This is a genomic window from Arthrobacter gandavensis, assembly GCF_039528575.1.
In the GTDB taxonomy this organism is placed as follows: Bacteria; Actinomycetota; Actinomycetes; order Actinomycetales; family Micrococcaceae; genus Arthrobacter_B; species Arthrobacter_B citreus_B.
In genome coordinates, this window is sequence record NZ_BAAALV010000002.1 from 1143406 (window position 1) to 1151668 (window position 8263).

At 62.3% G+C, this 8263-nt stretch carries 8 protein-coding genes; 6 read left to right on the forward strand and 2 right to left on the reverse strand.

Annotated elements, in window-relative coordinates; translation table 11 throughout:
* The first annotated feature begins 60 nt into the window (after nucleotides 1-60).
* A complete protein-coding gene (locus ABFX29_RS08665; RefSeq protein ID WP_152226595.1) occupies nucleotides 61-1278 on the forward strand; it encodes a pyridoxal phosphate-dependent aminotransferase in 1218 nt (405 codons plus the stop codon).
* Nucleotides 1279-1320: 42 nt separating this feature from the next.
* On the opposite strand, the gene ABFX29_RS08670 is transcribed toward ABFX29_RS08665, so the two are convergent.
* Nucleotides 1321-1545, reverse strand: coding sequence for an exodeoxyribonuclease VII small subunit (locus ABFX29_RS08670; RefSeq protein ID WP_152226597.1), 225 nt, complete (start codon nucleotides 1543-1545; stop codon nucleotides 1321-1323).
* Between the two features lie 26 nt (nucleotides 1546-1571).
* Entirely contained in the window at nucleotides 1572-2843 is a 1272-nt protein-coding gene (xseA, locus tag ABFX29_RS08675; protein ID WP_152226599.1) for an exodeoxyribonuclease VII large subunit, read from the reverse strand.
* A gap of 185 nt (nucleotides 2844-3028) precedes the next feature.
* Here xseA and ABFX29_RS08680 point away from each other — a divergent pair, with 185 nt between their 5' ends.
* From ABFX29_RS08680 to ABFX29_RS08700, 5 genes are all read left to right on the forward strand, one after another.
* Nucleotides 3029-3853: a hypothetical protein gene (locus tag ABFX29_RS08680; RefSeq protein WP_152226601.1), complete on the forward strand. Its 825-nt coding sequence runs from the start codon at nucleotides 3029-3031 to the stop codon at nucleotides 3851-3853.
* Between the two features lie 58 nt (nucleotides 3854-3911).
* Nucleotides 3912-4991, forward strand: a complete 1080-nt coding sequence (locus ABFX29_RS08685; protein WP_152226603.1) for a 4-hydroxy-3-methylbut-2-enyl diphosphate reductase — start codon at nucleotides 3912-3914, stop codon at nucleotides 4989-4991.
* 50 nt (nucleotides 4992-5041) lie between these two features.
* The gene (gene ychF, locus ABFX29_RS08690; protein ID WP_152226605.1) at nucleotides 5042-6127 is read left to right on the forward strand and encodes a redox-regulated ATPase YchF; all 1086 of its coding nucleotides are present in this window, start codon (nucleotides 5042-5044) and stop codon (nucleotides 6125-6127) included.
* A 175-nt stretch (nucleotides 6128-6302) separates the two neighbouring features.
* A complete protein-coding gene (locus tag ABFX29_RS08695) occupies nucleotides 6303-7370 on the forward strand; it encodes a hypothetical protein (protein ID WP_152226607.1) in 1068 nt (355 codons plus the stop codon).
* A gap of 25 nt (nucleotides 7371-7395) precedes the next feature.
* Complete coding sequence (locus ABFX29_RS08700) at nucleotides 7396-8043, forward strand: hypothetical protein (RefSeq protein WP_152226609.1); 648 nt, start codon at nucleotides 7396-7398, stop codon at nucleotides 8041-8043.
* The last annotated feature ends 220 nt before the right edge of the window (nucleotides 8044-8263 follow it).

Sequence of the window (8263 nt, forward strand, 5' to 3'; positions counted from 1 at the left end):
AAGTGGCCTCTCGGCGTAGTGGTTGGGGAGGGAAGGATGCGGTTATGGCATTCTGTGTAGATGGCCGAATTCACCCAGTCCCAAAAGCTCCATAACGTCCTCTATGACATCCGCGGGCCGCTCCTTGAGCACGCCCAGCGCATGGAAGCGGCGGGACAGCGGATCCTGAAACTGAACATCGGCAACCCTGCCCCGTTCGGGTTCGAGGCGCCGGAGGCGATCCTGGTGGACATGATCCGCCACCTGCCGACGGCCCAGGGGTACAGCGACTCCCGCGGCATCTTCTCCGCCCGCACTGCAGTGGTGCAGTATTACCAGGGCCGCGGCATCCAGAACATCGACGTCGACGACGTGTACCTGGGCAACGGCGTCAGCGAACTGATCACCATGTCCCTGCAGGCGCTGCTGGACACCGGCGACGAAATCCTGGTGCCCACCCCGGACTACCCGCTGTGGACGGCCTCGGTCTCGCTGGCCGGCGGCACCGCCGTGCACTACCTCTGCGACGAAGAAAACCACTGGTGGCCTGATGTCGAGGACATGGAAGAGCGGATCACGCCGCGGACCAAGGGCATTGTGCTCATCAACCCGAACAACCCCACCGGTGCGGTGTACCCGGAGCACGTGCTGCGCCGGATCGTGGACCTGGCCCGGAAGCACGGGCTGATCATCTTTGCCGATGAGATCTACGAGAAGATCCTGTATGACGACGCCGTGCACATCAATGCGGCTTCCCTCACCGGGGACGACGTCCTGTGCCTTACGTTCAGCGGCCTCTCGAAGGCCTACCGGATTGCCGGTTTCCGCAGCGGCTGGATGACCATCTCCGGTCCGAAGCGCGACGCCGCGGACTACATCGAAGGCATCAACCTCCTGGCCAACATGCGCCTGTGCGCGAACGTTCCGGCCCAGCACGCGATCCAGACCGCGCTTGGCGGCTACCAGAGCATCAATGACCTGATCCTGCCCGGCGGCCGGCTAAAGGCGCAGCGCGACTTGGCGCACAAGATGCTCAACGACATTCCGGGCGTGAGCGTTGAAAACGCCGAAGGCGCCCTGTATCTCTTCCCGAAGCTTGATCCGGAGGTCTATCCGATCGAATCGGATGAGATGTTCGCACTGGACCTGCTCAAGCAGCAGAAGATCCTGGTCTCCCACGGCACCGCGTTCAACTGGATCCGCCCTGACCACTTCCGGATGGTCACCCTTCCGGCCCTGGAAGACATCGAGGATGCCATCTCGCGCCTGGCAGAGTTCCTCAGCACCTATAAGCCGTAGCGGCCAGGGCTGCCCCTGCTGCCTGCGAAAGGCAGGGGCAGCCTAGGCTTCCCGTGCCGCGCGGGCAGCCTCGAGGCGCTCCCGGGCGCCTTCCAGCCAGGATTCGCAGCGGGTGGCCAGGGCTTCGCCCCGCTCCCAGAGTGCGAGTGACTCTTCCAGGCTCGCGCCGCCCGCTTCCAGCCGGGTTACCACGGCCACGAGTTCGTCGCGGGCCTGTTCGTAGCTCATGGCCTCAATGTCGGCCGGGAGTGCTGCTGCTTCATTCATGGTGTTCTCCTACGTTGAAAAGTCGGTTAGCGGTGTCCGGTGGCAACGGCGTCGAGCTCGCCGGCGGCCACCCGGATGCGCAGCTGGGCGTCGGCCTGAACTGCCGCAGCGTCCCGGACCACGGAGCCGTCTGCGAGCTGCACGACGGCGTAGCCCCGGTCCAGGGTCTTCTGCGGTGAGAGGGAACGGACCTGCGCGCGGAGGTAGCTGATCTTGTCCGTGTCACGCCGGACCTCGGACCGCATCGCAGAGAAGGCACGGTCACGGAGCCGGGCTACGTCCTCTGCCCGGGAGGCCAGCATGGTTTCCGGGGCGGAGAGGACGGGACGCGTACGGATGTGGGCAAGCCGGTCTGTTTCCCGGCTGAGCATGAGCTCCATGATCCGCCGCAGCTGCGAGCGTGCCGTGCCGATCCGCGAAAGCTCCTCGCCGACGTCGGGCACTATCCGCTTCGCGGCGTCGGTGGGGGTGGAGGCGCGGAGGTCCGCGACCTCGTCCAGCAGCGGCCGGTCAGCCTCGTGGCCGATTGCGCTGACCACCGGTGTCTGCGCGGCTGCCACGGCCCGGATCAAATCTTCATGGCTGAACGGCAGCAGGTCTTCCATCGAGCCGCCGCCGCGCGCGATGACAATCACGTCCACTTCCGGCATGGCGTCAAGGGAAGCCAGCGCCCGGGTCACTTCGGCGACGGCGTTAACGCCCTGCACCGCAACTTCGCGGACCTCGAATTCGACGGCGGGCCAGCGCAGCGCAGCGTTGCGCATCACGTCCTTCATGGCGTCTGAGTTGCGGCCCGTGATGAGCCCAATCCTGCCGGGAAGCAGCGGCAGACGCTGCTTGCGGGCGGCCGCAAAAAGGCCTTCCGCTGCGAGTGCCTGGCGGAGACGTTCGATCCGGGCCAGCAGGTCTCCCAGGCCCACGGGCCGAATGTCCCTGGTCTGCATCGACAGCCGGCCGGTCTTCACATAGAAGTCCGGTTTGATCAGTGCCACCACCCGGGCTCCGCGTTCCAGCGGCAGCTCCAGGCGGTTCATGACAGTGCTCCAGACCGTCAGGGAGAGCGAGACCTCGGCATCGACGTCGCGCAGGGTAATAAAGGAGGCATTCGAGCGGCGGTTCAATTCAATGACCTGGCCCTCAACCCACGCGGCCGGTGCGCGGTCGATGTAGGCCTTCAGGTTTTTGGACAGCAGGGCCAGGGGCCACGGATTCTCCGGGGAGGTCAGGGCAGCCGTGGGCGCCAGAGCGTTTCCGGTGTCAGTCTGGTCCGGATCCTGTGCTCCTGCGGCATTCTGCATGTTTTAGAACTCCTGTTGCTTCAGCGGCAGGCCGGTCCTTTGCGGCGCCGGTCCTAAGGCTATTGTCTATCAGGTGCCTGGGACACATCGTGTCCGCTGCCGCAGGACCGTGGACAACGGTTTCGGCCAGGCCCCTTAGGTCACTGCCGGGCGGCCCGGCTCCGTGGAAGAAGATTTGGGAGACTATGCGCACTTTCGGTTCGGCAATCCTGGTCCTGATAGCACTGCTGCTCTCCGGGGCCGCAGTGAGCAGCGCCTGGCTGGCGCAGAATGTTGTGTCCGCGCAGGGATTTGCCCAGCTTGCCCAGCCGCTGGGCGACGACGAACCGTTCCAGGCCCAGCTGTCCTCCGCAGTAGCAGCCCAGGCCAGTGCCGCGGTTACGGATGGCCTGCCGGACGGGCTGGTTTCCCTGGTTGAACCCATCGTGGAACGGGTGGTCTCCGGGTTCGCCGAGGCACCGGGCTACCCCGAAGCCTGGACCCAGACGCTGGAGCGTTCCCACACGGCAACGTTTGATGCCGGCGCCCCCACCCTGGACCTGGGCCCGCTGCTTAACCTGGTCAGTGCACAGATTGCCGGCGAAATCGGCACCGAACCGGCTGAGGCGGGGGAGCGGCTGCTGACGGTCTCCGGCCAGGACCGCAGTGCCGAACTTGAAACCCTGGGGCGCTTTGCGGAGTCCTGGCCGCTGCTGGCGGCCGCTGCCGTGCTCGCTTCCCTGCTGGGCCTGCTTATTGCCCGACGCCGGTCCACCACCCTCGCACTGATCGGTGCGGGACTCGTTGTCCTCGCTGGGGCCCTGTGGCTGGCCTCGGGAGCAGCCGCACGCATTGTGGAGGGACAGACGCCCGCGAACCCGGTCGCTTCAACCTTCGTCGACGGGCTGGTGCCCCTTGCACAGGCAAACTTCCAGTCCTGGCTGCTGGTGCTGCTCATCGGCGGCGGCGCGGCTTTCATCCTGGGCCTGGTGCTTCGCCTGGCGGCCGGATCCCGCCGAGGTGTGCGCTGACAGCGGACGTACCCGCCCCGGCTCGGGGTCCGTCCTGCCTACCGGCTAGCATGGAGTCATGACCAGCACAGCCGTTTCCGTGCCGATGCCCACCGTGCCACGCCGCCGCCGCAGCCCTGAAGAGGTTGCTGCCGCTGCGCCGGTGTCCGGAGCGCGCCGGGTCCTGCTTGCCGCCCCGCGCGGCTACTGCGCCGGCGTCGACCGTGCGGTGATCGCCGTCGAAAAGGCACTGGAACACTACGGCCCGCCTGTTTACGTGCGCAAGCAGATCGTGCACAACCTGCACGTCGTCAGCACGCTGGAAGAGCGCGGCGCCATCTTTGTCGATGAGACGGACGAGGTGCCGGAAGGCTCCTTGCTGATCTTCTCCGCCCACGGAGTCTCTCCCGCCGTCGTGCAGTCTGCTGAAGACCGCGGCCTGCGCACCATCGACGCCACCTGCCCGCTGGTCACCAAGGTCCACCGCGAAGCCGTGCGCTTCGCCCGCGACGACTTTGACATCCTGCTCATCGGACACGAGGGGCATGAGGAAGTCGAAGGCACCTACGGCGAGGCGCCGGAGCACATGCAGATCGTCAACGGACCCGAAGACGTGGACAAGATCCAGGTCCGGGATCCGGACAAGCTCATTTGGCTTTCCCAGACCACCCTGTCCGTGGACGAGACCATGACCACGGTGAAGCTGCTGCGGGAGAAGTTCCCGAACCTGCAGGATCCGCCCAGCGATGACATTTGCTACGCCACCTCCAACCGCCAGGCGGCGATCAAGAAGATCGCGCCCGACGCGGACCTGGTCATTGTGGTTGGTTCGGCGAACTCCTCGAACTCTGTGCGGCTCGTTGAGGTTGCCCTTGAATACGGCGCCAAGGCGTCCTACCGGGTGGACTTCGCCAATGAGGTGGACGAGTCCTGGTTCGAAGGTGTCTCGACCGTGGGCGTGACCTCAGGTGCCTCGGTGCCGGAGAACCTGGTCCAGGACGTTCTCAACCTGCTGGCCCAGTACGGCTATGGCGAGGTCGAAGAGGTCGTCACAGCGGAGGAAGACATCATCTTCTCCCTGCCCAAGGAAATCCGCACCACGCTCAAGGCCATGGGGGATTCCTCCCGCGGTCTGGGCGGCCGCCGCTCCGAGTCCTGAGGCAGCCGCCGGTTCGGCTCTGACGGCCAGCCCCGGTAACATTTACTAACGTGGCTCTTACTATTGGCATCGTCGGCCTGCCCAACGTCGGCAAATCAACCCTGTTCAATGCGCTGACCCGCAACAACGTGCTGGCGGCGAACTATCCGTTCGCCACGATCGAGCCGAATGTCGGCGTCGTATCCCTTCCGGATCCGCGCCTGGCAAAGCTCGCCGAGATCTTCGGTTCGGCCCGCATCCTGCCCGCAACCGTGTCCTTCGTGGACATCGCCGGCATTGTGAAGGGCGCGTCGGAAGGCGAAGGCCTGGGCAACCAGTTCCTCGCCAACATCCGCGAAGCCGAGGCTATTGCCCAGGTTATCCGCGTCTTCGACGACCCCGATGTGGTCCACGTTGACGGCAAGGTCGACCCGCGCTCGGACATGGAGACCATCAACACCGAACTGATCCTCGCGGACCTCCAGACCCTGGAGAAGGCCATTCCGCGCGTGGAGAAGGAAGTGAAGATCAAGAAGCGCGACGCCGCGCAGCTGGCTGCCATGCAGGCCGCCCAGGCTGTGCTGGAGCGCGGGGACACGATCTTCTCCTCCATCGCCAGCGACAAGCTGGACATGGAGCACCTGCGTGAACTGAGCCTGCTCACCGCCAAGCCCTTCATTTACGTCTTCAACGTTGACGACGCCGTCCTGGGCAACCCGGACCGCCAGGCTGAACTGCGCGAACTCGTGGCTCCGGCCGATGCCATCTTCCTCGATGCCAAGCTCGAAGCCGACCTGGTGGAGCTGGACGAGGAAGAAGCCCGCGAGATGCTGGAGATGAGCGGCCAGGAAGAGTCCGGCCTGGATAAGCTGGCCCGCGTTGGCTTCCACACCCTGGGCCTGCAGACCTACCTCACGGCCGGTCCCAAGGAAACCCGTGCGTGGACCATCCGCAAGGGCGACACCGCGCCCCAGGCTGCCGGCGTCATCCACACCGACTTCCAGCGCGGCTTCATCAAGGCCGAAGTTGTCTCCTTCGACGACCTGGTTGAGGCCGGCTCCATGGCCGAGGCCAAGGCCCACGGCAAGGTCCGGATTGAAGGCAAGGACTACGTTATGGCCGACGGCGATGTGGTGGAGTTTAGGTTTAACGTCTAAGACCCTCGCATGAACCCAGTAGAAATGCCGCCCTCTGTGAAAGCAGATAAGGGCGGCATTTCTGTCCATACATACAGGAATCGCCTACAACGATGCAGCCGCGAATTCACCGCTCAATGCGCACTGTATAGACCGGTGTTTTCGGTTGGGCACAGCTCGTCGTCGACTTGTGCGAATGAGTGTAACGCAGAGATCGGTAAGTAAACTAGGTATACACTCGCAGGATGTATATAACTTTGGTGCCTCGGTGAAGGCCTTTTTTAGTAAGTTCTCAAAAGTTGACTGGGTATCGTTTGCTTCCTGCGCAGCTCTCTTCGCTCTGACTCTGATTCCCGTCTTTTTTGATGTCAATACCACTGGGGGATGGTTACGCACAGCCCTCATCTCGTTTGTAGCCCTTACAATTTCGACCGTCGTGCTTGCGCAGATTGGTGCCCGCGAGTCTGATAAGGACCTGGCGCATGATGTCGAGACGCTCCAGTCCCTCGTTGACAGGAAGGCGGAGACACTCCAGTCCCTCGTTGACAGCAAGGCGGAGACGCTCAAGTCCCTCCTTGAGAGCACGGTGGACCAGGATGCGGTTCATGAGATCCCAGCGGGCCATATCCGTCAGGTTCTCGGTGAGATGCTTGGTTCTTCAAAGGAGTGGTACTTTCGCGGGGGCTCTGCACGATGGCAACGAGAACATGTTCTTCCGGCTCTCGCGCAAGTGACTGATAGGCCGGTCCAATATAAGGTGCAAGTGATCTCACCGTTTGATAGTGAGTTATGTTCCAAATACGCAGTGTACAGGCGTAAAAGTCGCCCAGATGATGAGCGCGCAGATCCGAAGAGGATCCAGATGGAGCTCTTGGCCTTCATTTATGCTGCGGTAGTTTGGGCCTCGCGATCAAAAATCGCACCCCATATTACTCTACTTCATAGATTCTCCCCGTTCCGGCTAGACGGGAACTCGGAGAGTTTCCTCATCACTGTTGCCGATCCCCACCGCAATGGTCTCCGTACTAAGGCTGGAAACTGGTACCATGCGGCGCTCCTAGATGAGTTCGAGTTTGAAGCGGGTTATGCAACTCCTTTGAAATTGCCCGCGGAAGCATCTGATGCTGAAGGAATCACAGACGTAAAGCGATTCTTCATGCGGGTCCGGGAATTAAACCAGGATGCTACAACGAACTGGAAGGAGGAGTACACGGATGAAGAATGGGGAGAGATCTTTGCATTCGCAGGGACGACGAATGCTTAGTCTGCGGGAGATCTATGAAGCCTACGTGGCTAACGAATTCGCACGAATCTCAATTAGCAGCGTCCTTGGTGCAATGTTTTTGGAAGCAGACATGGTCGATGTATGGAAGCATCCGCTTGGGTTCAACCATGCAGAACTGACACCTCTAGTGAATGCGCCTGCTGGCGAACGGTTTCGGCTGCACTTCTGGTTGGATGATCGTGGAGTGGTCGATGACCTTGGTGATCTTCATGAACACACTTGGGATCTCACGAGTCTCGTGCTATCGGGTTGCGTTATTGATTCGAATTTAGCTGCCTCACCGACTGCGGAAGGCGAATACCTAGGGTCAAGGATCACTTATGGTGAAAAAAATACGGCGCAGGAAGTTGGAAGGTTCGATCTGCAGGTCACGAACGTGCGGACAATCCAAATGGGCTCGGCTTATCAGATTCCAAGCCGAACGATCCACCTGAATGAAATTGGCGCTGTCCCTACCGTGACGCTCGTGCGCTCCGTTGAAGACGGTCGTGGTGACGGCCCTCTCGTCCTCACCAAGTACGCCAAAGGTCAAGGCCTCGCTACAGAAATGCGGGCCAAGTTGCCGACAGCGGAAGCGCTTGATCGATTGACGAAGGCACTGTCGGAATCCGAAGCCGAATCGAACATTGCTCCGTCGCAGCTCGGAAGCTAGCGTGGAGGTGGCGGCTGCAGCGTGATCTGGAAGCCGAGCCGCTGAGGACTCGTCGGCACGGCGACGTGCAAACTCTGCTTCCCCGCGGCTAAACAGGCGGCCCGAGCGCCGCTGTCTGTAGAACGCAGCCTGGTACAGGTTCACACGTTATTCGGCGTCGGAATGTGGTGGAGTTTAGGTTTAACGTCTAGGTTTCAGGCGATTGCTTGAGAAAGGCCCG